Below are 23092 nucleotides of genomic sequence, written 5' to 3' on the forward strand. Positions count from 1 at the left end.
ATGAGTCAGGATCAGCCACAGGATCTGGTCACCGTCGAGATCGACGGGCAGACCTTGCAGGCGCCCAAGGGCACCATGCTCATCGAGGTTGCGGACGAGGCCGATATCCGGATTCCGCGCTTCTGCTATCACAAGAAACTGTCCGTGGCCGCCAATTGCCGGATGTGCCTGGTGGAGGTCGAGCGAGCGCCCAAGCCGCTGCCGGCCTGTGCCACGCCGGTGATGGACGGCATGAAGGTGTACACGCAGTCGCCCCTCGCGATTTCCGCGCAGAAGGGCACGATGGAATTCCTGCTGATCAATCACCCGCTGGATTGCCCGATCTGTGATCAGGGCGGCGAGTGTGAACTGCAGGACGTGGCCATGGGGTATGGCGAGTCCGTTTCGCAATACACCGAAGCCAAGCGGGTCGTGCACGACAAGGATATCGGTCCGCTGATCGAGACCGAGATGACCCGCTGCATTCACTGCACCCGCTGCGTGCGCTTTGGCGAGGAGATCGCGGGCGTACGCGAACTGGGGGCGACGGGGCGCGGCGAAGACATGCGGATCGGTACCTATGTCGAGAAGACCGTCGCGCACGAGCTCTCCGGGAACGTGATCGATCTGTGTCCGGTGGGCGCGCTCACCGCCAAGCCGTCGCGCTACGGCGCACGCGCCTGGGAATACGCCCAGGCCCCCAGTATCGCCCCGCACGACGCGGTGGGTTCCAACATTGCCGCCCATACCTATGACGGGCGCGTGATGCGGGTGGTCCCGCGCGACAACGAAGCGGTCAACGAGACCTGGATCTCGGACCGGGATCGTTTCTCCTACGCGGGGCTGTATGCCGAGGACCGCGTGACCACTCCGCGCATCAAGCGCGACGGGCAGTGGCAGGACGTGGACTGGGAGACCGCCCTGCAGCATGCGGTTGAAGGCCTGCGCAAGGTGGCCCCGGAGCGGATCGGCGGGCTGTTTTCCCCGTCGCTGTCGCTGGAGGAACACTACCTCGGCCAGAAACTGCTGCGCGGGCTGGGCGTGCGTGACATCGACCACCGCATGAGCCAGCAGGATTTCCGCGACGATGACGCCGCGCCCCTGTTCCCCTGGCTGGGCAGCCCGATCGCCGATCTGGACCGTGCTGATGCGATCCTGCTGGTCGGCACCAATCCGCGGCGCGAGCAGCCGCTGCTGGCGCATCGCCTGCGCAAGGCGGCGCTCAACAACGATGCCCGGGTCACGCTGGTGCATAACCAGCTGCTGGACCTGACCTACCCGGTTGCGGCCCAGCTGGTCGGCAACGAACACGACCAGGTCATGGCCCTGGCCGGGATCGCCGGCCGCATCGCGGCCGCCGGCGAGGGCCTGCCCCCGCGCCTCGAGAAGATTGTGAAGGCCGCCGAGAGCGACGATCCGGACACCCGCGAAGCGTTCGAGCGGGCGGCGCGCTCGCTGCTGGACGGCGAACAGGGCCACGTGCTGCTGGGTGCCGACGCGATGGCCAGCCCGGCGTTTGCGACCCTGCGGGCCCTGGCGGGCTGGATCGCCCGCCATACCGGCGCCCGTCTCGGGTACATGTCCGAGGGCGCGAATGCTGCCGGTGCCTGGCTGGCCGGGGTGCTGCCGCATCGCGGCGTGGCCGGTCAGGAGCCGGAGGTCGGCGGATGCCCGGCGCCGCAGATGCTGACCGAAGGCCGCGACGCGTTCGTCGTTGCCGGGCTCGAACCCGGCCGTGACGGGCATGATCCGGTCGCTTTCCAGCAGGCACTGCGCGACGCGGGTTTCGTGGTCGCACTGACCGCGTTTGCCGACCCCGAATTGCAGGCATCGGCCGATGTTCTGCTGCCGGTCGCGACCAGCTTCGAATCTTCCGGGACCTTCGTGAATGCGGAAGGACGCTGGCAGAGCTTCCGCGCGGCGAGCCGCGCCCCGGGCGAGGCCCGTCCCGGCTGGAAGGTCTGGCGCGTCCTGGGCAACCTGTTCGGGCAGAAGGGCTTCGATTACCTCGATTCGCCCGCGGTGCGCGACGAGCTGAAGGGCCTGCTCGCGGATGTCAGCTTCGACAACACGGTCAACCTGAACCGGGTGCACGTCGAGGAGCCGGAAATCGCTGACCCGGGCAAACGGGGCTTGCGGCGCATGGCCTCGCGTTCGCTGTACGCCGGCGATGCGCTCGTGCGTCGCGCCGAACCGCTGCAGCGCAGCCCCGAAGGTCAGCTCGCGAACGCGGTGCAGGTTCACCCCGACTCGGCCGGCGGGATCCCCGACGGCAGTCGCGTCCGCGTGCAGCAGGGCCGGGCCGAGGCCGAACTGACGCTTGTGCTTGACGATTCCGTACCGCCGGGCCTGGCCATCACCCTCACCGGTGGTGCCGCCGCCCCGCTTGGTGCCCCGGGCGAGCCGGTGACGCTCGCACGCGCCTGACAAGGGACTGAACCATGTTCGACTGGATTCTCAACCTGTTCCATTCGCTGCCGACGGTGATGCAGATCCTGATCGCCATCCAGCTGATCATCATCCCGTTGATGCTGGGGGTCGCCTATCTGACCTTTGCCGAGCGCAAGATCATCGGCTCTATCCAGGTGCGCGTCGGGCCGAATCGCGTGGGGCCGCGCGGCTGGCTGCAGCCGATCGCGGACGGGCTCAAGCTCCTGCTGAAGGAGGTGATCGTCCCGTCGAATGCCAATCGCTTCCTGTTTCTCAGCGCCCCGGTGCTGACCATCGCCCCGGCGCTGGCGGCCTGGGCCGTGATTCCGTTCTTCGAGGGCGGGGCGCTGGCCGACGTGAACGCGGGCCTGCTCTACCTGCTGGCGCTGACCTCGCTGGGCGCCTACGGGATCATCATCGCTGGCTGGGCCTCCAACTCGAAGTATGCGCTGATGGGCTCGCTGCGGTCGGCCGCGCAGCTGGTGTCCTACGAGATCGCGATGGGCTTCGCGCTGGTGGGCGTGTTGATGGCGGCGGGCTCGATGAACGTCGGCGAGATCGTCCAGGCCCAGTCGGGCAGCATCTACCACTGGTTCCTGCTGCCGTTGCTGCCGTTGTTCTTCGTGTTCTTCATTTCCGGGGTCGCCGAGACCAACCGTGCGCCTTTCGACGTGGCCGAAGGGGAATCCGAGATTGTTGCCGGCTTCCACGTGGAGTACTCCGGGATGGCCTTCGCGGTGTTCTTCCTTGCCGAATACGCGAACATGATCCTGGTATCCGCACTGACGGCCGTCCTGTTCCTGGGGGGCTGGCTGTCGCCGTTCCAGGGCATCCTGCCGGCAGCAATGTTTGACTGGCCGGTGCTGGGCACCCTGCTGGGTGACGGTCTGCACTGGTTCCTGATCAAGACGGCGCTGTTCCTGTTCATCTTCCTGTGGCTACGTGCCACCTTCCCGCGCTATCGCTATGACCAGATCATGCGCCTGGGCTGGAAGGTGCTGATCCCGGTCACCATCGTATGGCTGTTCGTGCTGGGCGCGTTCGTCGCGTTCGACGTCGGCCCGTGGTTCGCGTAAGGAGTTCGCCATGAAATCCGTGCGTCATTTCTTCAAGAGCTTCCTGTTCTTCGAGCTGCTTCTCGGCATGCGGCTGACCGGTCGGTACCTGTTCCGGCGCAAATTCACCGTGCAGTACCCGGACGAGAAGACCCCGATGTCGCCGCGTTTCCGCGGATTGCACGCGCTGCGCCGCTACCCCAACGGGGAAGAACGCTGCATCGCCTGCAAGCTGTGCGAGGCGGTGTGCCCGGCGCTGGCGATCACCATCCATTCGGAGGAGCGCGAGGACGGGACGCGGCGCACTTCGCGCTACGACATCGACCTGTTCAAGTGCATCTTCTGCGGATTCTGTGAAGAGGCCTGCCCGGTCGATTCCATCGTCGAGACGCACATCTTCGAATACCACTTCGAGAATCGGGGCGAGCAGATCATGACCAAGGACAAGCTCCTGGCGATCGGCGATCGCTTCGAGAAGGAGATCGCCGAAGCGCGCGCGATCGACGCCCCGTACCGGTAATCAGGGACGCAACGATGACCTTCGAGCTCTTATTGTTCTATGTTTTTGGCGCGATCCTGCTGGGCGCGGCGCTGGCGATGATCAGCGTGCGCAACCCGGTGCATGCCGCGCTGTTTCTGGTGGTCTGTTTCGTGTCCGCAGCGGCACTCTGGCTGATGGCGGAGGCCGAGTTCCTCGGTCTGGTGCTGGTGCTGGTTTACGTGGGAGCGGTGATGGTGCTGTTCCTGTTCGTGGTGATGATGCTCGACATCAACATGGCGAAACTGCGCGAGGGTTTCAGTGAATACCTGCCGGTGGGCCTGGTGGTCGCCGCGGCCATGGCCACCGTGCTGGTCCTGGTGATCACGCGTTACATCACCATGGAAGCCCCCGAGCGGGCCGGGCCCGAATATGCGAACACCGAGGCATTGGGCGCGATCCTGTACACCGAATACGTGTACTCGTTCGAGATTGCCGCCGTGATCCTGCTGGTGGCGATCATCGCGGCGATCTCCCTGACCATGCGGCGGCGGCCGGACAACAAGCGGATCGATCCGGCGCGCCAGATCGAGGTCTCGCGCGAGGGACGCGTGCGCATGGTGTCAATGAAGTCCGAAGACAAGGCGCGTGACAGCCGCGGGGCGGAACGCGACGACGACCCGAACTAGGAATGACGCCGGCGCGCGCCGGTGCCTAACCACCGCGGGGCGGGCTTGTCCGTCCCCCAAAGGAATTCAGGGCCAGACAATGATTACGCTAGAGCACTACCTGGTGCTGGCCGCGCTGCTGTTTTCGATCAGCGTGGCCGGGATCTTCCTGAACCGAAAGAACGTGATCGTGCTGCTGATGTGCATCGAGCTGATGCTGCTGGCGGTGAACATCAACTTCATTGCCTTCTCGTTCTTCCTGCAGGATCTGGCCGGGCAGGTCTTCGTGTTCTTCATCCTCACCGTCGCCGCGGCCGAGGCCGCGATCGGGCTGGCCATCCTGGTGTTGCTGTTCCGTAACCGCGGGACGATCAACGTCCAGGATCTGGACGAAATGAAAGGATAACGGGCCATGGATACGATCTATCTCCTTATTGTCCTGGCGCCACTGGCGGGCGCGATCGTCGCCGGCCTGTTCGGGCGTCAGATCGGCCGGGTGGGCGCGCACAGCGTGACCATCGCCGGGGTGGCCATCTCGTTCCTCCTGTCCGTGGTGGTGTTCTATCAGCACGTATTTGGCGGAGCGGGGGTGTACAACGAGTCGGTGTACACCTGGCTGGTTTCGGACGGCATCCGTTTCGAGGTCGGATTCCTGGTCGATAACCTGACCGCGATGATGATGCTGGTCGTGACCTTCGTGTCGCTGATGGTGCACATCTACACCATTGGCTACATGCAGGACGACCCGGGCTACCAGCGGTTCTTCGCGTATATCTCGCTGTTCACCTTTGCCATGCTGATGCTGGTGATGGCGAACAACTTCATGCAGCTGTTCTTCGGCTGGGAGGCCGTGGGGCTGGTCTCCTACCTCCTGATCGGCTTCTGGTACAAGCGCCCGACCGCGATCTACGCGAACATGAAGGCGTTCATCGTGAACCGCGTGGGCGACTTCGGTTTCCTGATCGGGATTGCGGCGCTGGTGTTCTACACCGGCAGCCTGAACTACAGCGAGGTCTTCGCCGAAGGCCAGGCGATGAGCGAGGCGACCATCACCATCTGGCCGGGCTGGACCTTCGGCCTGCTGGATCTGGCGCTGATCTTCCTGTTCATCGGTGCGATGGGTAAATCCGCCCAGGTGCCGCTGCACGTGTGGCTGCCGGATTCGATGGAAGGCCCGACGCCGATCTCGGCGCTGATCCACGCGGCGACCATGGTGACCGCGGGCATCTTCATGGTGGCGCGCATGTCGCCGCTGTACGAGTTCTCGGTGCCGGCCCTGTCGTTCATCCTGATCATCGGCGCGATCACCGCGTTCTTCATGGGTCTGATCGGCCTGGTGCAGAACGACATCAAGCGCGTGGTCGCGTATTCCACGCTGTCGCAGCTCGGATACATGACCGTGGCCCTCGGGGCCTCGGCCTACGCCGCCGGCGTGTTCCATCTGATGACCCACGCGTTCTTCAAGGCGCTGCTGTTCCTGGCCGCCGGCTCGGTGATCATCGCAATGCACCACCTGCAGGACATGCGCGCGATGGGCGGATTGCGCCGGCATATGCCGATCACCTACGTGACCGCGCTCATCGGTTCCCTGGCGCTGATCGGGTTCCCGTTCTTCTCCGGCTTCTTCTCCAAGGACGCGATCATCGAGGCGGTCGGATACTCGGAAATCCCGGGGGCGACCTTTGCCTACTGGATGGTGCTGCTGGGCGTGTTCGTGACCGCGCTGTACACCTTCCGCATGTTCTTCATGGTGTTCCACGGGGAGGAACGCTACGACCAGGCGCATCACTACATGCCGGATCACGGGGATGGCGAGGACCACCATCACCATGGCACGCCGCATCCGCACGAGACCCCGTGGGTGGTCACCCTGCCGCTGATCCTGCTGGCGATCCCGTCGGTGGTGGCCGGCTACTTCATCGGCCCGATGCTGTTTGGCGATTTCTTCGCCAATTCGATCTTCGTCAGCGAGGCGAAGGACGTGCTGGCGCAGAAGGGCGAGAGCTATACCGGGGTGTTCGGGTTCGTGCTGCACGGGCTCGTGGCGCCGGCGTTCTGGTTCGCGATGGCCGGACTGGCGACCGCCTGGTACCTCTACATCAAACGGCCGGATCTGCCGGCCGTGATCGCAGACCGTCTGCGGCCGGGCGTGCGCATCCTCGAGGACAAGTACGGGTTTGACCGCTTCAACGACTGGTTCTTCGCCGGTGGAACGCGGCGCCTCGGGCGCTGGCTGTGGCGCTATGGCGACGCGATGATCATTGACGGCTGGCTGGTCAACGGCGCCGCGCGTTCGGTGGGCTGGGTGTCGGCCCGGGTGCGCCATGTGCAGACCGGCTTCCTCTATCACTATGCATTCGTGATGATCATCGGGCTGCTGGTCCTGATGTTCGCCTACGTGATCTGAGGGGTTTCGACGATGACCGCTGCGAAGCCCACCGCTGTTTCAAGGAACGACCATGTTTGCTGACTGGCCCATTCTGAGTCTGTTGATCTGGCTGCCGATCCTCGGTGGCTTCCTGACGCTTGCCGCCGGGCGTGACGCGCCGGTGGTGGCCCGGCGCCTGGGCCTCAGCGTGGCCGTGGCCACTTTCGTGGCAAGCCTGCCGCTGTGGTTCATGTTCGAGCGCGGCACCGCGGAGATGCAGTTCCAGGAGGTGGCCTCCTGGATCCCGGCGTTCAACGTGAACTATCACCTCGGGGTCGACGGCATCTCCATGCCCCTGATCCTCCTGACCACGCTGATCACGGTGGTCGTGGTCATCGCCGCATGGGAGTCGGTGAAGGATCGTATCGCCTACTACCTCGCCGCGATGCTGGTCATGGAAGGACTGATGATCGGCATGTTCGCGGCGATGGACGCGGTGCTGTTCTACGTGTTCTTCGAGGCGATGCTGATCCCCATGTTCCTTGTCATCGGGATCTGGGGCGGGCCGCGCCGCGTGTACGCGACGATCAAGTTCTTCCTCTACACCTTCCTCGGGTCGGTGTTCATGCTGGTCGCACTGATCTGGATGTACATCCAGTCCGGCAGCTTCCTGATCCAGGACTTCCATGCGCTGCAGATCGGGATGACCGCGCAGATACTGATCTTCCTCGCGTTCTTCCTGGCGTTTGCGGTCAAGATCCCGATGTTCCCGGTGCATACCTGGCTGCCGGATGCGCACGTCGAGGCGCCGACGGGGGGGTCGGTGATCCTGGCGGCCATCATGCTGAAGATCGGCGGCTACGGCTTCCTGCGTTTCTCGCTGCCGATCACGCCGGATGCGTCCGCGGTGCTGGACACGCTGATGATCGTGCTGTCGCTGATCGCGGTGGTGTACATCGGGGTGGTGGCACTGATCCAGAGCGACATGAAGAAGCTGATCGCGTACTCGTCGATCGCCCACATGGGCTTCGTGACCCTGGGCTTCTTCCTGGCGTTCTACATCTACTCCACCACCGGCGACTGGCAGGGCGCGTCGCTGGGTATCGCCGGCGGCATGGTGCAGATGATCTCGCACGGCTTCATCTCCGCGGCGATGTTCCTTGCGGTGGGTGTTCTGTACGACCGCCTGCACAGTCGGCAGATCGCGGATTACGGTGGCGTGGTGAACACCATGCCGTGGTTCGCTGCGTTCTTCGTGCTGTTCGCAATGGCGAATACGGGCCTGCCGGGCACATCGGGCTTCGTGGGCGAGTTCATGGTGATCCTGGCCGCCTTCAAGGCCGATTTCTGGATCGCCTTCCTGGCCGCGACGACGCTCATCCTGGCCGCCGGCTACACCCTGTGGCTGGTCAAGCGCGTGATCTTCGGCACCGTGGCCAACGAGAACGTGGCCGGCCTGTCCGACATGAACCGGCGCGAATTCTTCCTGATGGGGCTGCTGGCGTTCTTCACGCTGTTGCTGGGCGTGTGGCCGGCGCCGCTGCTGGAAGTGATGAACGCGACCATCGACAACCTCGTGGCGCATATCGCGCACTCGAAGCTCTGAACGGACGCCTGACATGAATTTCGAGATTCCTGCCTTTCTGCCCGCCGTTCCCGAGATGTTCGTCCTCGGGATGGCGTGCTTCATCCTGATACTGGATGCGTTCCTGCCGGATTCGCGCCGCGACATCACCTACGGCCTGGTGCAGGCCACGCTCGCGGGTGCCGCGGTTCTGACGCTGTGGCTGGCGGGCCCGGAAGTGGTGCTGACCTTCAGCGACAGCTTCATCAAGGACCCGATGAGCGACGTGCTGAAGCTGGCGGTGTACGTCACGAGCTTCTTCGTCTTCCTCTACTCGCGGCCGTATCTGATGGCGCGCGACATCCACAAGGGGGAGTTCTACATCCTCGGGCTGTTCGCGGTCCTGGGGATGATGATCATGATCTCGGGCCACAATCTGCTGACCCTGTACCTGGGCCTGGAACTGCTGTCGCTGTCCTCGTATGCGCTGGTGGCGTTCTGGCGCGACAACACCCGGGCCAGCGAAGCCGCGATGAAGTACTTCGTGCTGGGGGCGCTGGCGTCCGGGCTGCTGTTGTACGGCATGTCCATGATCTACGGCATGACCGGCTCGCTGGATATCGCCGTGATCGCCTCCGAACTGACGACGGCCGATGAAGCCCTGAACGTCCCGCTGGTGTTCGGTCTGGTGTTCCTGGTGGTGGCGATCGCGTTCAAGCTGGGGGCGGTGCCGTTCCACATGTGGGTGCCCGACGTCTATGACGGGGCGCCGACGGCGGTGACACTGTTCATCGCGACCGCGCCGAAGATCGCGGCCTTCGCGTTCCTGATGCGGCTGCTGGTCGAGGGCATGGGACCGATGCACGCGGACTGGCAGGGCATGCTCATCATCCTGACCGTGCTGTCGCTGGCGGTGGGCAACGTGATTGCGATCGCGCAGACCAGCATCAAGCGCATGTTCGCGTATTCGACCATCGCGCATGTCGGGTTCCTGTTCATGGGGATCCTCGCGGGGACCGATTCGGGCTACGCCTCGGCGATGTTCTACGTGATCGTGTATGCGCTTACCGCGGCCGGCGGGTTCGGCATGATCGTGTTCCTGTCGCGCCGGGGTTACGAGGCCGATCGCCTGGACGACTTCGCCGGGCTGGCGAAACGCAACCCGTGGTTCGCGTTCATCATGCTCCTGCTGCTGTTCTCCATGGCCGGGGTTCCGCCGACCGTCGGTTTCTATGCCAAGCTGGCCGTGATTCAGGCGGCCGTGGGTGCGGGCCTGGTCTGGCTGGGTGTGCTGGCGGTGATCTTCAGCATCATCGGGGCGTTCTATTACCTGCGGGTGGTGAAGATCATGTTCTTCGACGAACCGAAGGAGGAAGCCAGCGAACCGGTGCAGCCGTCGGGCGCGCTGGCCACGGCGCTGAGCATCAACGGACTGGCGGTGCTGTTGCTGGGAATTTTTCCGGGCCTTCTGCTGTCCGTTACCCACTACGCCATCGCTGGCTGATCCGACCCGGAGGATGTCTTGAATCAACTGGTCCCGTTTGAAGTCCTGGTCTGGGGGTTTGTGGCGTTTGCCTTCGTGGCCGCCAACCTTCCGTGGCTGACCGATCGCATCGCACTGATGTTTCTGCCGGCGAGCGGCAGCAAGGGAGGCTGGACCCGGGTGTTCGAATGGCTGGTGCTGTTCCTGCTGGTGGGGCTGATCGGCAAGGGTCTCGAGCATCAGGCGACGGGCAGTGTTCATGCCCAGGGCTGGGAGTTCTACGTGATCGGGCTGTCGATGTTTGCGGTGTTCGCGATCCCCGGGTTCATCTGGCGGCATGATCTTCGCCCGCATCTGCGTCAGCGGGCGCGCCGTTCGCGCTGATTGCGATCGGGGCTTGCAAGCCGGCCCGCGGCTTGGTAGAGTACGGTTTCTCGGATGCGGGGTGGAGCAGTCTGGCAGCTCGTCGGGCTCATAACCCGAAGGTCGCAGGTTCAAATCCTGCCCCCGCTACCAGTTTTCGAAAGGGCCCCTTCGCGGGGCCTTTTTCTTGGGGCCGCGCTCCCGCGCGCCGACAGGCTTCGAGCTGCAGCCTGTTTCCATGACGGAAGGTGTAAAGGGGCGTTCAACGCCCTTTTTTTGTTTCCGGGCTCCGTGCACCGGTGCAGTGGAATCGAGGTCGACAGACATTTGTCCGAGCAGGTTGAACAACTGAAGGCGCTACTGGGACCCGTGGTCGAAGGCCAGGGTTGTGAACTCTGGGGTATCGAACACCATGCGGGTTCGAAGCCGCAGATGCTGCGCATCTATATTGATCGTTCGACCGGCGTGTCCGTGGATGACTGTGCGCGCGTCAGCGAGCAGGTCAGCGCGGTCCTCGATGTGGAAGAGCCGATCCGCGCGGACTACACGCTCGAGGTGTCCAGTCCGGGCATCGAACGTCCCCTGTTTACTCCCGATCAGTTCCGCGATTACGTCGGTCGTGCGGTCAAGGTACGTCTGACCTGGCCGGAACACGGGCGGCGGAACTACCGCGGGCAGCTGCTGTCCGCGGACGACACCATGATCGAGGTGGCGGTCGATGGCACGGCCTACGAGCTGCCGCTGGCCGCGATTCACAATGCGCGCGTGCTGGAAGAAGACCCGGGGACGCAATCATGAACAACCTGATGTCGACAGGCGACTGTCGAGGCTGCGAAGAGGCATGACATGAACAAGGAGATCCTGCTGGTCGTCGACGCCGTTTCCAACGAGAAGGGCGTCGAGAAGGGCGTTATCTTCGAGGCCCTGGAATCGGCCCTGGCGATGGCCACGCGCAAGTATCACGGTGGGCGCATGGATGTGCGCGTGAGCATCGACCGCGAAAGCGGCGATTACGAGGCCTATCGCCGCTGGACGGTGGTGGACGACGAGGATCCCGAGTTCGAGTCTCCCGACTATCAGATGCTGCTGTCCTACGCGCAGCAGAAATACCCGGAGATTCAGATCGGCGAGGTGATCGAGGAACCGGTCGAGGCCGTGGATTTCGGTCGCATCGCCGCGCAGACCGCCAAGCAGGTGATCGTGCAGAAGGTGCGCGATGCCGAGCGGCAGAAGGTCGTCGAGGAGTACGAGGACCGGGTCGGTTCGCTGGTGATGGGGATCGTCAAGCGTACCGACCGCAACGGGACCTACGTGGATCTGGGTAACAACGCCGAGGCCCTGGTCCCGCGCGAGCACATGATCCCGCGCGAGACGGTACGCACCAATGACCGCCTGCGCGGTTATCTCAAGGAGATCCGTCCGGATGCCCGCGGACCGCAACTGATCCTCAGCCGGACCGCGCCGGAGTTCCTCATCGAGCTGTTCAAGCTCGAGGTCCCGGAGGTGGGGCAGGAGATCATCGACATCCTCGGGGCGGCCCGTGATCCGGGCATGCGGGCGAAGATCGCGGTGCGCTCGAATGACCCGCGGCTGGATCCGGTGGGGGCCTGCGTGGGCATGCGCGGTTCGCGCGTGCAGTCGGTCTCCAACGAGCTCGCGGGCGAACGCATCGACATCATCGTGTGGGACGAGAATCCGGCGCAGTTCGTGATCAACGCGATGTCACCGGCGGAGGTCCTCTCGATCGTGGTCGACGAAGAGAAACAGTCGATGGACATCGCGGTGGCCGAGGACAAGCTTTCCCTGGCGATCGGGCGCGGGGGGCAGAACATTCGCCTGGCCTCGCAGCTGACCGGCTGGGAGCTCAACGTGATGACCGAGGAGCAGGCCGAGGAGAAGAGCGAGGCCGAGGCCCGGCAGCTGGTGACCTACTTCATGGAGGCGCTGGACGTCGACGAGGAAGTGGCCGGGATCCTGGTGCAGGAAGGCTTCAGTACCCTGGACGAGGTCGCCTACGTCGAAGAAGCGGAGCTTCTGTCGATCGAGGAATTCGACGAAGACGTGGTCGCGGAACTGCGCAACCGGGCGAGCGATGCACTGCTGACGCGGGCGATCGCGGCGCAGGACGGCGGCGGTGGCGAGCCGGCCGAGGATCTGCTGAACATGGACGGCATGACCGTGGCTCTGGCCAATCGGCTGGCGGCGAGCGGCGTGTGCACCATGGAGGATCTCGCCGAGCAGGCGGCCGATGATGTGGTGGAAATGCTGGGCATCTCCGAGCAGGAGGCGTCCGAGTTGATCATGACCGCGCGCGCTCCCTGGTTCGAAACCGGGGAATGACCGCGACGCAGCGGCGGTGGTCGGGCAGCGGCACGCCGGAACAGAATCTGGAATGGAGGTAGCGCCATGGCGCAAATGACAGTGCAGCAATTCGCGGAATCGGTGGGCAAGCCCGTCGATCGTCTCCTGGAGCAGCTCAAGGAGGCGGGCGTCGAGGTGGCCGGGCCCGAGGCGCCCATCACTGATGCCGAGAAGCGCCAGCTGCTGGACCATCTGCGCCAGAGTTCCGCGGGCGGGTCGAGCGACCGTGTGACGCTGCGTCGGCGTTCCCAGGCGCAGACGCTGAAGGTCAGCTCGGGCCAGGGCAAGACCAAGACGGTTAACGTGGAGGTGCGCAAGAAGCGCACCCTCAAGCGCAAGCCGGCGGATGCAACACCGGCGCCGGAGGATCGCCCCGAGGCGGCCGAGGGTGTGGAATCCGAAGCCGGTGCGGCACCGGAAGAGACCCGTGCCGATGCAGAATCGCCGGTGACCCCGGAAGCCGAGGAGGCCGCAGCCGGCGAGGCGCCGGTCGCGGAGCCGGAGGCGGAAGCGCCGGCGGATGAGCCGGTGGTGGCCGAGGCGCCGGAGCCGGAACCTGAACCGGCGGTCGACGAGGCCGCGGCGGAGGAACCGGCGGACGTCGAAGAAGAGCCCGAATTGGTGGAGGCGTCCGCAGCCGAGGCACCGCAGTCACCCGAGGCGGAAGAGGCGGACGAGGAACCGGCCGCCGCCGCGGAAGAATCGCCGGCCGCTCCGAAGAAGCCGCTGAGCCGCACGCAGCAACTGGCGATGCAGCTGGAAGCCGAGCGGGAAGCTCAGCGCAAGGCCGTCGAGGCCCGCAAGCAGGAAGAGGTCGAACGCGAGGAGCGCCAGAAGCGCAAGCAGGAAGAGCAGGAGAAGCAGGAGGCGAAGCGCGAGAAGGAAGAACAGGCGCGCCTGGAACGCGAGGCCGCGCAACAGCGCCAGGCACCGGCGCCCGCCGCGGCGCCGGCGGAACCCGCCAAGTCCGGCAAGGGCCGCAAGGGTGGCCGCAAGGACGACCGCAAGGAACTGCATGTCGCCGGCGACCGTCGCGGTCGGCGCAAGAAGGGTGACAAGGGCAAGGGTGCCGGGCAGTCGCAGGCGGCCCAGGCCGTGGCCGGCAAGCACGGCTTCGCCAAGCCGACCGCACCGGTGGTGCGCGAGGTGGAAGTGCCGGAGACCATCACCGTGGCCGATCTGGCGCAGGCGATGGCGATCAAGGCACCGCAACTGATCAAGACCCTGATGGGCATGGGCGTGATGGCCACCATCAACCAGTCCATCGATCAGGAAACGGCGATGCTGGTGGTCGAGGAGATGGGCCATACCGCGGTGCCGGCCAGGGAAGAGACGATCGAGGACCAGATCGAGGTGGCCCAGGAGCAGACCGGCGAACCCAAGGCGCGTCCGCCGGTGGTGACCGTGATGGGCCACGTCGACCACGGCAAGACCTCGCTGCTGGACCATATTCGCAAGACGCGCGTGGCCTCCGGCGAAGCCGGCGGGATCACCCAGCACATCGGTGCCTACCACGTCGAGAACGGGCATGATGGGGTGACCTTCCTGGATACCCCGGGGCATGCGGCGTTTACGGCGATGCGGGCGCGCGGTGCGCAGTCCACGGACATCGTGATCCTGGTGGTGGCGGCGGATGACGGCGTGATGCCGCAGACCCTCGAAGCCATCAACCACGCCAAGGCGGCCGGTGTGCCGATGGTCGTGGCGGTCAACAAGATCGACAAGCCCGAGGCGGATGCCGACCGGGTGATCAACGATCTCGCGCAGCACGAGGTGATCCCCGAGGAATGGGGTGGCGACACCCAGTTCATCCGGGTCTCGGCGCATTCCGGGGAGGGCATCGACGAGCTGCTGGAAGGCCTGGGTCTGCAGGCGGAGCTGATGGAGCTGATGGCCCCGGACGAGGGGCCGGCGCGCGGTGTGGTGATCGAATCGCGACTGGACAAGGGCCGCGGCCCGGTGGCCACGGTGCTGGTGCAGTCCGGCAGCCTTAAGCATGGCGACATCGTGCTGACCGGCAAGGAATACGGCCGCGTGCGGGCGATGTTCGACGATACCGGCACGGCGGTGAAGGAAGTCGGGCCGTCGATGCCGGTCGAGATCCTCGGTCTGTCGGGCGTGCCCGAGGCCGGCGACGAGATGCTGGTGGTCGCGGACGAGAAGACCGCCCGCGAAGCGGCCGAATATCGGGATGCGAAGCAGCGCGAGCGCAAGCTGGCGGCGCAGCAGGCGGCCAAGCTGGAAAACATCTTCAACCAGATGCAGGAAGGCGACGTCGGCACGGTCAACATCCTGATCAAGGCCGACGTGCAGGGATCCGCCGAGGCGTTGCGCGAATCGCTGGTCAAGCTGTCCAACGAAGAGGTCCGGGTCAAGGTGATCTCCACCGGGGTCGGCGGGATTTCCGAGTCGGACATCAACCTGGCGACGGCCTCGGACGCCATCGTGATCGCGTTCAACGTGCGCGCCGATGCCGGCGCCAAGCGGGTGGCGCAGGAAAACGGGATCGACGTCCGCTACTACTCGGTCATCTACGAGGCCATCGAGGACGTGAAGCAGGCCCTGTCCGGGCTGCTGGCGCCCGAGACCCGCGAGGAAATCGTGGGCCTGGCCGAGGTGCGCGAGGTGTTCAAGGCCTCGAGCTTCGGCCAGGTGGCCGGCTGCCTGGTGGTCGAGGGTTCGGTCAAGCGGGGCAACCCGATCCGCGTGCTGCGTGACAACGTGGTGGTGTACGAGGGCGAGCTGGAAAGCCTGCGCCGCTTCAAGGACGACGTGAACGAGGTCCGGGCCGGTACCGAATGCGGTATCGCGGTGAAGAACTACAACGACGTGAAGGCCGGGGACCAGATCGAGGTCTTCCAGCGCGTCGAGGTCCAGCGGTCGCTGTAATGCCCGGACCCCGCGACTTCCAGCGCAGTGACCGGGTCGGCGAGCAGATCCAGCGCGAGCTCGCCGAACTGGTGCGCGTCGAGGTGAAGGACCCGCGGGTCGGCATGGTGACCATCTCGGGGGTGGAGGTCTCGAAGGATCTGGCCCACGCCCGGGTGTATTTCACCCGACTGGGCGGCGAGGAGGGCGGTCGCGAGGCGCAGCAGGGCCTCAACAGCGCGGCCGGCTTCCTGCGTCGGGCGCTGGGCAGCCGGATTCGCATGCGCAGCATCCCGCAACTGCGGTTCATCTACGATGACACGCCCGAACGCGGCGCGCGCATGTCTTCGCTGATCAGTCAGGCGCTGGCGGAGGATCGCGAGCGGCACGGCGACGGTGATGCGGAGGCCGGAGCGGAAGGCGGCGGGGACCCGGATGCCTCCGGTGATCCCGACGTCCCGCAGGACCGGTAAACCGACTCCCCGTGGCGCGCAGGAAGGGGCGCAACGTCGACGGCATCCTGCTGCTCGACAAGCCGCAGGGGCTCAGTTCGAACCAGGCGCTGGGTCGGGTGAAATACCTCCTCGGGGCGCGCAAGGCGGGCCATACCGGCGCCCTGGATCCACGGGCGACCGGGCTTCTTCCACTGTGTTTCGGGCAGGCGACCAAGGTGTCCGGCTGGCTGCTGGACGCGGACAAACGTTATGTGGCTGTCGCGCGGCTGGGTGTGGAGACCGACTCGGCGGACATGGACGGAGAAATCCTTGCCGAGTCCCCGGTTCCCGCGATCACGGACGAGGATCTGGCGCGGCTGGAACGCGGTTTCACCGGCGATCTGGAGCAGGTTCCCCCGATGGTCTCGGCCCTGAAGAAGGACGGCCGGCGGCTGTACGAGCTGGCGCGCGAAGGGGTGGAAGTGGACCGTCCGCCGCGGCCGGTGCGGATCCATTCGCTGAATATCGAACGGCTGGCGGATGATCGCCTGCGGCTGGAGGTGCATTGCAGCAAGGGCACCTATATCCGGTCGCTGGTGACCGATATCGGGGAAGCCCTCGGCTGCGGTGCGGCGGTTGAAGAGCTGCGGCGCACCGGCCACGGGGCCTTCGCGGCCGACGCCATGTGGACCCTGGAAGCCCTGGAGCAGCGTTTCGAGGAGGGCGGTGCAGCGGCGATCGAGGCCTGTCTGCTGCCGCCGGAGGCCGCCCTGTCCGGCTGGCCGCAGCTCCATCTGGGTGCCGCCGGAGCGGCGGCACTGCGCCACGGGAATCCGGCGGGAGCGGAAGCGGTGAGCGAGCGCATCGCGGGTGTCTCGCCGGCTGCGGACGAACCGGAAGCGGGCGGGGTCCTGGTACGTCTGCACGGGCCCGCAGGCGAATTTCTCGGCGTGGGGCTGGAGGCCGGGGACGGCACGATTCGCCCGCGGCGTCTGTTCGTCACCGGCTGAGGCCCGCTGCAACCGACCTCATTCGCGGCGATACGCGGGCACCGGGTCCGCGATCAGCGCGGCCAGCTGCTCCGCCGACATCGGCCGCGCGAGGAGATACCCCTGGGCCTCGTTGCAGCCCTCCCGAATGATCAGGTCGCGCTGGGTGGCGGTCTCGACGCCCTCGGCGATGACCGTCAGCCCCAGCTTGTGACCCATGGTGATGATGGACGCGGTGAGCGCGGCATCGGCGGGGTCGCGGTCGGCCCCCTGCACGAACGAGGCATCCACCTTCAGCCGTTGCACCGGCAGGCGCTTGAGATAGCTGAGCGACGAATAGCCGGTACCGAAGTCGTCGATCGCCAGCTGTACGCCCATTGACCGCAGTTCCTCCAGGGTGGCGATGCCGCGCTCGGCGTGGTCCATGACGAAGCCCTCGGTGATCTCCAGCTCGAGCCTGTGGGGTTCCAGCCCGGTCTCGGCGAGCACCGACCGCACGTCCGTGACGATATCCCCGAACAGCACCTGGTGGCCGGAAACATTGACCCCGATCCGGCCCAGACGCTCCGGTCCCCATTCGCGCGCCCGGCGTACCGCTTCGCGCAGCACCCAGCGGCCAAGCAGACCGATGGTGCCGTTTTCTTCCGCCACCGGGATGAATTCCGCCGGGCTGATCATGCCGAACTCCGGATGGCGCCAGCGGACCAGGGCTTCGGCACCGGCCAGGCTCTCGCCGGGCAGGTCCCACTGCGGCTGGAACACGACCTCCAGCTCGTCGCCCTCGATGGCTCGTCGCAGGCCGGCCTCGATCGCCAGCCGGCGCTGGCTGGCGTCGGTGAGGTCGGCGGTGTAGAGCTGCACGTTGTTGCGCCCGCGTGCCTTGGCGCGGTACATCGCCGAGTCCGCGTTGCGGATCAGCATGTCCGGGGTTGCGGCGTCGTCGGGGAACAGGCTGATGCCGATGCTGGCGCCGATGAACAGCTCCTGACCGGCGACGTGGAACGGCGACTCCAGTGCACGCAGCAGCTCGTGTGCGACGCTGGCGGCGTCCTCCGCGGTGGCGATGTGTTCGGTCAGCACCACGAATTCGTCGCCGCCATGGCGCGCAATGGTGGAGTGCCGGTCGATGGCGCCCAGCAGGCGCCGGGCGACCGCTTCCAGGAGCTCGTCTCCGCGATGGTGGCCCAGACTGTCGTTCACGTACTTGAAGCCGTCCAGGTCGACGAACAGTACCGCCAGGCGCTCGTCGTGGAGTCGGCAGCGTTCAATCGCGCGCGCCAGGCGCTGGTCGAGCTGGGTGCGGTTGGGCAGATCGGTGAGCGGATCGTAGTTGGCCAGATGACTGACCCGGCGCCGGGCTTCTTCGCGGCTGGTCACGTCGCGGGCGACGCCGAAGATGTCCACCACCCGGTCGCCGTCATAGCGGACCCGCGCGTTGAGCTCCAGGACCACCCGTTCGCCGGAAACGTCGGTGACCTCGGCGCGTGCCGGAGGCAGGTCGGCGTCGCTGCCGCCGTCGATCGGCACCGCGGTGCCCTCGAGATAGGGCAGGAAGGGTTCGACCAGCGCGCGCAGGGTGGTCTCCGGCAGGCGGTCCATGCTGCGGCCGAGGACCCGCTCCACGCCGGGCGAGATGTAGCGCGCCCGACCCGAGCGGTCGAAGCGATAGACGAAGCCGCTGGCGTACTCCAGCAGATCCTCCTGCTCCTCGGACGCGCGCTCCAGGGCCTCGGACTGCGCCACCACCTGGCGTGACAGCGGCCGGATCACGCCGATCAGCCCCAGTCCCGACAGCAATGCCATGCCCAGTACCAGTGTGACCGGCAGCGCCAGGTGGGCCATCATGCCGGCGTAGAGTTCCTCCTCCGGTACGGCCATCGCCAGCCCCCAGCCCGGGCGTACCGGCACCGCAAAGACCACCTCGCCGTCCGTGCGCTGCAGGGCCTGCGATCCTCCGCGGGCCTGCTGCAGTGCCGGGGCCACCGGGTTCCCGGCGCCGGTCGGCATCAGGCTCCAGGTGATGTCGTCCACCCGCAGCACCACTCCCTGCGGGCCCTCCAGCCAGGCGGCCTTGCCGCCCTCGGCGGCGGACTCCAGCACGCCGACCATGGCCTCGGCGGGGAACACCAGGATGTCGGCGCCCAGCCATTCGTCCTCGCGCGAGAGGATCGGCACCGCGATCATGATCCAGGCCCGGCCCTCCCCGGCCAGATGGTCCCGCATGCGGGTTTCGCGCATTGCCGGGTCGATGTCCGGCCAGTAGATCGGGTCCGGGTTGGCGTCGCCCACCGCCAGTACCTGGCGGCCTTCCGCATCCAGGCGGATGATGCCGGCCGCGCCGGAGGGGCGCAGGGCATCTTCCAGTTTGTCGTGACTGAAGTCCTGCAGGTCTTCGAGATCGGTCGCGCCACGATTGTAGGCGGCCAGTTCGTCGCGGATGCGGCTGCGGCTGGCGACCTGCCACGCGATGTCCTCCAGGCGGTCGAAATACTGCGCCACCGCCTGGCCGTGATGCTGCAGCGCGGCCTGCTGCGCCAGATCCGCGCGGTCGCGCGCCTGCTGATAATAGGCATGGGCGGTAAGGCTGGCCGCGATCAGGCCCAGCAGCACCAGCACCGCCAGTGCCAGCAGCAGGATGCGGGCCTGGAGCCGGCGGGTTTCCTGCGTGGCCATGACCGTCCCTGTCGGGGAGTGATGAAGTTCACAATATACCAGAATCCCCCGCGCGGCGGCCGTCGGCCCGTTCGCTGTTCACGCTGCTTGAGCGCGTGCTAACATACGCGCCTGTTCGCCAGCGCCACTGGCCACTCAGACAGACGGTTCAGGAATCAGGAGTCAGCCTTACATGTCGCTCACTACCGAAGAGAAGTCGGCCATCGTCGAGAAGCACAAGCGCGATGCCAACGATACCGGATCGCCCGAGGTGCAGATTGCACTCCTGACGGCGCGCATCCAGCATCTGATGGGCCATTTCGACAAGCACAAGCAGGATCACCACTCCCGGCGTGGCCTGCTGAAGATGGTCAGCCAGCGTCGCAAGCTGCTGTCCTATCTCAAGCGCAAGGACGTCGAACGCTATCAGTCGATCGTGAAGGAACTGGGCCTGCGCCGCTAGGCCCCGCCCCTCGGGCCCGCGCCTCCGGTGCGGGCCCGTTTGTTTGGGCCCCTGTTCGGGGCATCGATTGCGGCAAGAACTTTACGGGGCCCGCCGTCCGCTGCAGCAAGGCGGCCGGTCGGCGGGCCGCATCGGGATTCAAAGGGAAACGGGAAAAAACGTGTCATACAAGAAGTCGTTCCAGTACGGAAATCACACCGTAACGCTCGAAACCGGAGACATTGCCCGCCAGGCCAGCGGCGCGGTGCTGGTCAACATGGCCGAGACCGTGGTCCTGGTCACCGTGGTCGCCCGCAAGGAGGCCGACCCGGGGCGCGACTTCTTCCCCCTGACCGTCAACTACCAGGAACGGACCTATGCTGCGGGCAAGATCCCGGGCGGGTTCTTCAAGCGTGAAGGGCGCCCGAGCGAGAAGGAAACCCTGACCTCGCGCCTGATCGACCGTCCCATCCGGCCGCTGTTTCCCGAAGGCTTCAAGAACGAAACCCAGGTCATCGCAACGGTGGTCTCGATCAATCCCGAAGTGGATCCCGACATCCCCGCGATGATCGGTGCTTCCGCGGCGCTGGTACTCTCGGGTGTCCCCTTTGGCGGCCCCATCGGCGCCGCCCGGGTCGGCTACCGCGCCGGCGAATATCAGTTGAATCCGAGCTTCAGCGCGCTGGAGGAATCCGAGCTGAACCTGGTCGTGGCGGGGACCGAAAACGCGGTCCTGATGGTGGAGTCGGAGGCCAGCGAGCTGTCCGAGGAGACCATGCTGGGCGCGGTGATGTACGGCCACGAACAGATGCAGGCCGCGATCCGCGCGATCAACGAACTGGCGGCCGAAGCCGGCGAGCCGGCCTGGGACTGGCAGGCGCCGGAGAGCGAGGCCTCGGTGGAAGAGCGCGTGGCCGCTGCCGCGCGCGACGAGCTGACCGAGATCTACCAGATCGCCGACAAGCAGACCCGCAGCCAGCGCCTGAGCGAACTGCGCAGCCGCCTGGTCGAATCCCTGGCCAGTGACGACGAATCCGGCCCCGATGCCGATGCGGTCAAGACGGCCCTGCACGATCTGGAATACCGCCTCGTGCGTGACCGTATCCTGGAGGGCCACCCGCGCATCGACGGCCGCGACACGAAGACCGTGCGCCCGATCGATGTGCAGACCGGCATCCTGCCGCGGGCCCATGGCTCCGCGCTGTTCACCCGGGGCGAGACTCAGGCGATGGTGGTGGCCACCCTGGGCACGGACCGCGACGCCCAGGTGATCGACGCGATCGAGGGCGAGCGTCGCGACCGTTTCATGCTGCATTACAACTTCCCGCCGTACTGCACCGGGGAGACCGGTTTCGTTGGCTCGCCCAAGCGTCGCGAGATCGGCCACGGCAGGCTGGCCAAGCGCGGCGTGGCCGCAGTGATGCCGAGCGACGAGGACTTCCCCTACGTGGTGCGCGTGGTCTCCGAGATCACCGAGTCGAACGGCTCCAGTTCCATGGCCTCGGTGTGCGGCACCTCGCTGGCGCTGATGGACGCCGGGGTGCCGCTGAAGGCCCCGGTCGCGGGCATCGCGATGGGCCTGATCAAGGAGGACGGCCGCTTCGCCGTGCTCTCCGACATCCTCGGCGATGAGGACCACCTGGGCGACATGGACTTCAAGGTCGCCGGGACTTCGGACGGCGTGACCGCGCTGCAGATGGACATCAAGATCGACGGGATCACCCGCGAGATCATGGAACAGGCGCTGGAGCAGGCGCGCGAAGGCCGGCTGCACATCCTCGGCTGCATGAACGCCGAGCTGGACACCCATCGCCAGGAGATGTCCGAACACGCACCGCGCTTCATCACCATGAAGATCAACCCGGACAAGATCCGCGACGTGATCGGCAAGGGCGGCGCGACCATCCGTACCCTGACCGAAGAGACCGGTACCACCATCGACATCGGGGACGACGGCACGGTCAAGATCGCGTCCACCGATGCCGCCGCCGGCAACGAGGCGAAGCGCCGCATCGAGGAGCTGACCGCCGACATCGAGGTGGGGCGTCAGTACACCGGCAAGGTCGCCAAGATCATGGACTTCGGCGCATTCGTGTCGATCCTTCCGGGTCGTGACGGGCTGGTGCATATCTCGCAGATCTCCGACGAGCGCGTGGAGAACGTGAGCGACTTCCTGTCCGAGGGCGATTCGGTCACCGTCCGGGTGCTGGAGGTCGACAAGCAGGGCCGCATCCGGCTCAGCATGAAGGCGGTCGAAGAAGACGCCTGAGGACGGGGCGGCGGGTTCGGCCCCCGGCCGGGCCCCGGTTTCCTTCGGGGACGACAGGCATGGATCTGGTCAGCATACGCAAGAGCTACCGGCGTTACGCACGGCACTACGACGCGACCTTCGGGCGGGTGTTCGCCACCGGGCGGCACAGCGCGCAGAAGACCCTGGCGCCGCTGGAAGGCAAACGGGTCCTCGAGGTCGGGGTCGGAACCGGTATTTCGTTTCCGGAGTACCCCGACGGCGTGGATCTGGTCGGCATCGACGTGTCGCGCGAGATGCTGCAGGTCGCGCAGGAACGCATCAACGGTGGTCTGCCGGGGGTGCGCGGGGTGGCCGAGATGGACGCCGAAGCTCTCGGTTTCCGCGATGACAGCTTCGACGCGGTGGTCGGGATGTACGTGGCGTCCGTGGTCCCCAATCCCGACCGCATGTTCGCCGAGATGTGGCGGGTGTGCCGCCCGGGCGGACAGATCCTGCTGGTCAACCATTTCGCGTCGCGGCAATGGCTGCTGCGCGGGGTGGAACGCAGCCTGCGGCCTCTTTCGCGGGCGGTGGGCTTTCGTCCGGACATGGAGCTGGACCACTTCGTGCAGCTGACCGGCTGCGAGCCCGAGGCGGTGGAACCCGCCAGCCTGTTCGGTTACTGGAAGCAGGTGGCGTTCCGCAAACCGGCCGGATAACCCGACCCC

At 66.1% G+C, this 23092-nt stretch carries 18 protein-coding genes and 1 tRNA gene; 18 read left to right on the plus strand and 1 reads right to left on the minus strand.

The features are described 5' to 3' along the window. The 15 genes from nuoG to truB all read left to right on the plus strand — a co-directional run bounded on the left by nuoG (position 1) and on the right by truB (position 17061). Positions 1 to 2406: an NADH-quinone oxidoreductase subunit NuoG gene (gene nuoG, locus F788_RS0104075; RefSeq protein WP_019589324.1), complete on the plus strand. Its 2406-nt coding sequence runs from the start codon at positions 1 to 3 to the stop codon at positions 2404 to 2406. A gap of 14 nt (positions 2407 to 2420) precedes the next feature. Continuing rightward, a complete protein-coding gene (gene nuoH, locus F788_RS0104080) occupies positions 2421 to 3485 on the plus strand; it encodes an NADH-quinone oxidoreductase subunit NuoH (protein ID WP_019589325.1) in 1065 nt (354 codons plus the stop codon). A gap of 10 nt (positions 3486 to 3495) precedes the next feature. Next, a complete protein-coding gene (nuoI, locus tag F788_RS0104085) occupies positions 3496 to 3984 on the plus strand; it encodes an NADH-quinone oxidoreductase subunit NuoI (protein WP_018869955.1) in 489 nt (162 codons plus the stop codon). Positions 3985 to 3998: 14 nt separating this feature from the next. Then, the gene (locus F788_RS0104090; RefSeq protein WP_019589326.1) at positions 3999 to 4631 is read left to right on the plus strand and encodes an NADH-quinone oxidoreductase subunit J; all 633 of its coding nucleotides are present in this window, start codon (positions 3999 to 4001) and stop codon (positions 4629 to 4631) included. 79 nt (positions 4632 to 4710) lie between these two features. Continuing rightward, entirely contained in the window at positions 4711 to 5016 is a 306-nt protein-coding gene (gene nuoK / locus F788_RS0104095; protein ID WP_018869953.1) for an NADH-quinone oxidoreductase subunit NuoK, read from the plus strand. A gap of 6 nt (positions 5017 to 5022) precedes the next feature. Then, entirely contained in the window at positions 5023 to 7017 is a 1995-nt protein-coding gene (gene nuoL, locus F788_RS0104100) for an NADH-quinone oxidoreductase subunit L (RefSeq protein WP_019589327.1), read from the plus strand. Positions 7018 to 7069: 52 nt separating this feature from the next. After that, on the plus strand, positions 7070 to 8584 hold the full coding sequence (locus F788_RS0104105; RefSeq protein WP_019589328.1) for an NADH-quinone oxidoreductase subunit M: 1515 nt from the start codon (positions 7070 to 7072) through the stop codon (positions 8582 to 8584). 13 nt (positions 8585 to 8597) lie between these two features. Then, on the plus strand, positions 8598 to 10046 hold the full coding sequence (nuoN, locus tag F788_RS0104110; RefSeq protein WP_019569077.1) for an NADH-quinone oxidoreductase subunit NuoN: 1449 nt from the start codon (positions 8598 to 8600) through the stop codon (positions 10044 to 10046). An 18-nt stretch (positions 10047 to 10064) separates the two neighbouring features. Continuing rightward, on the plus strand, positions 10065 to 10409 hold the full coding sequence (locus F788_RS0104115) for a DUF2818 family protein (protein ID WP_018869949.1): 345 nt from the start codon (positions 10065 to 10067) through the stop codon (positions 10407 to 10409). Positions 10410 to 10464: 55 nt separating this feature from the next. Beyond that, a tRNA-Met gene (locus F788_RS0104120) sits at positions 10465 to 10541 on the plus strand. 174 nt (positions 10542 to 10715) lie between these two features. After that, positions 10716 to 11186 carry a ribosome maturation factor RimP gene (gene rimP / locus F788_RS0104125; protein WP_018869948.1) on the plus strand — a complete coding sequence of 157 codons (471 nt, stop codon included), beginning with the start codon at positions 10716 to 10718 and terminating at the stop codon, positions 11184 to 11186. A 48-nt stretch (positions 11187 to 11234) separates the two neighbouring features. Then, the gene (nusA, locus tag F788_RS0104130) at positions 11235 to 12728 is read left to right on the plus strand and encodes a transcription termination factor NusA (protein ID WP_018869947.1); all 1494 of its coding nucleotides are present in this window, start codon (positions 11235 to 11237) and stop codon (positions 12726 to 12728) included. 66 nt (positions 12729 to 12794) lie between these two features. Next, on the plus strand, positions 12795 to 15638 hold the full coding sequence (gene infB, locus F788_RS0104135; RefSeq protein WP_026332699.1) for a translation initiation factor IF-2: 2844 nt from the start codon (positions 12795 to 12797) through the stop codon (positions 15636 to 15638). Continuing rightward, complete coding sequence (gene rbfA / locus F788_RS0104140; RefSeq protein ID WP_019021187.1) at positions 15638 to 16090, plus strand: 30S ribosome-binding factor RbfA; 453 nt, start codon at positions 15638 to 15640, stop codon at positions 16088 to 16090. Before infB ends, rbfA begins: the two co-directional genes overlap by 1 nt. Positions 16091 to 16101: 11 nt before the next feature. After that, positions 16102 to 17061: a tRNA pseudouridine(55) synthase TruB gene (truB, locus tag F788_RS0104145; protein ID WP_019021186.1), complete on the plus strand. Its 960-nt coding sequence runs from the start codon at positions 16102 to 16104 to the stop codon at positions 17059 to 17061. Between the two features lie 18 nt (positions 17062 to 17079). Here the strand turns inward: truB and F788_RS0104150 are convergent, their stop codons facing one another. Further along, complete coding sequence (locus F788_RS0104150; protein ID WP_019589330.1) at positions 17080 to 19713, minus strand: EAL domain-containing protein; 2634 nt, start codon at positions 19711 to 19713, stop codon at positions 17080 to 17082. 172 nt (positions 19714 to 19885) lie between these two features. Here F788_RS0104150 and rpsO point away from each other — a divergent pair, with 172 nt between their 5' ends. The 3 genes from rpsO to F788_RS0104165 all read left to right on the plus strand — a co-directional run bounded on the left by rpsO (position 19886) and on the right by F788_RS0104165 (position 23083). Next, positions 19886 to 20155 carry a 30S ribosomal protein S15 gene (gene rpsO / locus F788_RS0104155; RefSeq protein WP_018869942.1) on the plus strand — a complete coding sequence of 90 codons (270 nt, stop codon included), beginning with the start codon at positions 19886 to 19888 and terminating at the stop codon, positions 20153 to 20155. 160 nt (positions 20156 to 20315) lie between these two features. After that, positions 20316 to 22403, plus strand: coding sequence for a polyribonucleotide nucleotidyltransferase (gene pnp / locus F788_RS0104160; RefSeq protein WP_019589331.1), 2088 nt, complete (start codon positions 20316 to 20318; stop codon positions 22401 to 22403). A gap of 59 nt (positions 22404 to 22462) precedes the next feature. Then, the gene (locus F788_RS0104165) at positions 22463 to 23083 is read left to right on the plus strand and encodes a class I SAM-dependent methyltransferase (RefSeq protein ID WP_018869940.1); all 621 of its coding nucleotides are present in this window, start codon (positions 22463 to 22465) and stop codon (positions 23081 to 23083) included. Positions 23084 to 23092: the final 9 nt, after the last annotated feature.

The organism is Thioalkalivibrio sp. ALE10, assembly GCF_000381385.1.
In the GTDB taxonomy this organism is placed as follows: Bacteria; Pseudomonadota; Gammaproteobacteria; order Ectothiorhodospirales; family Ectothiorhodospiraceae; genus Thioalkalivibrio.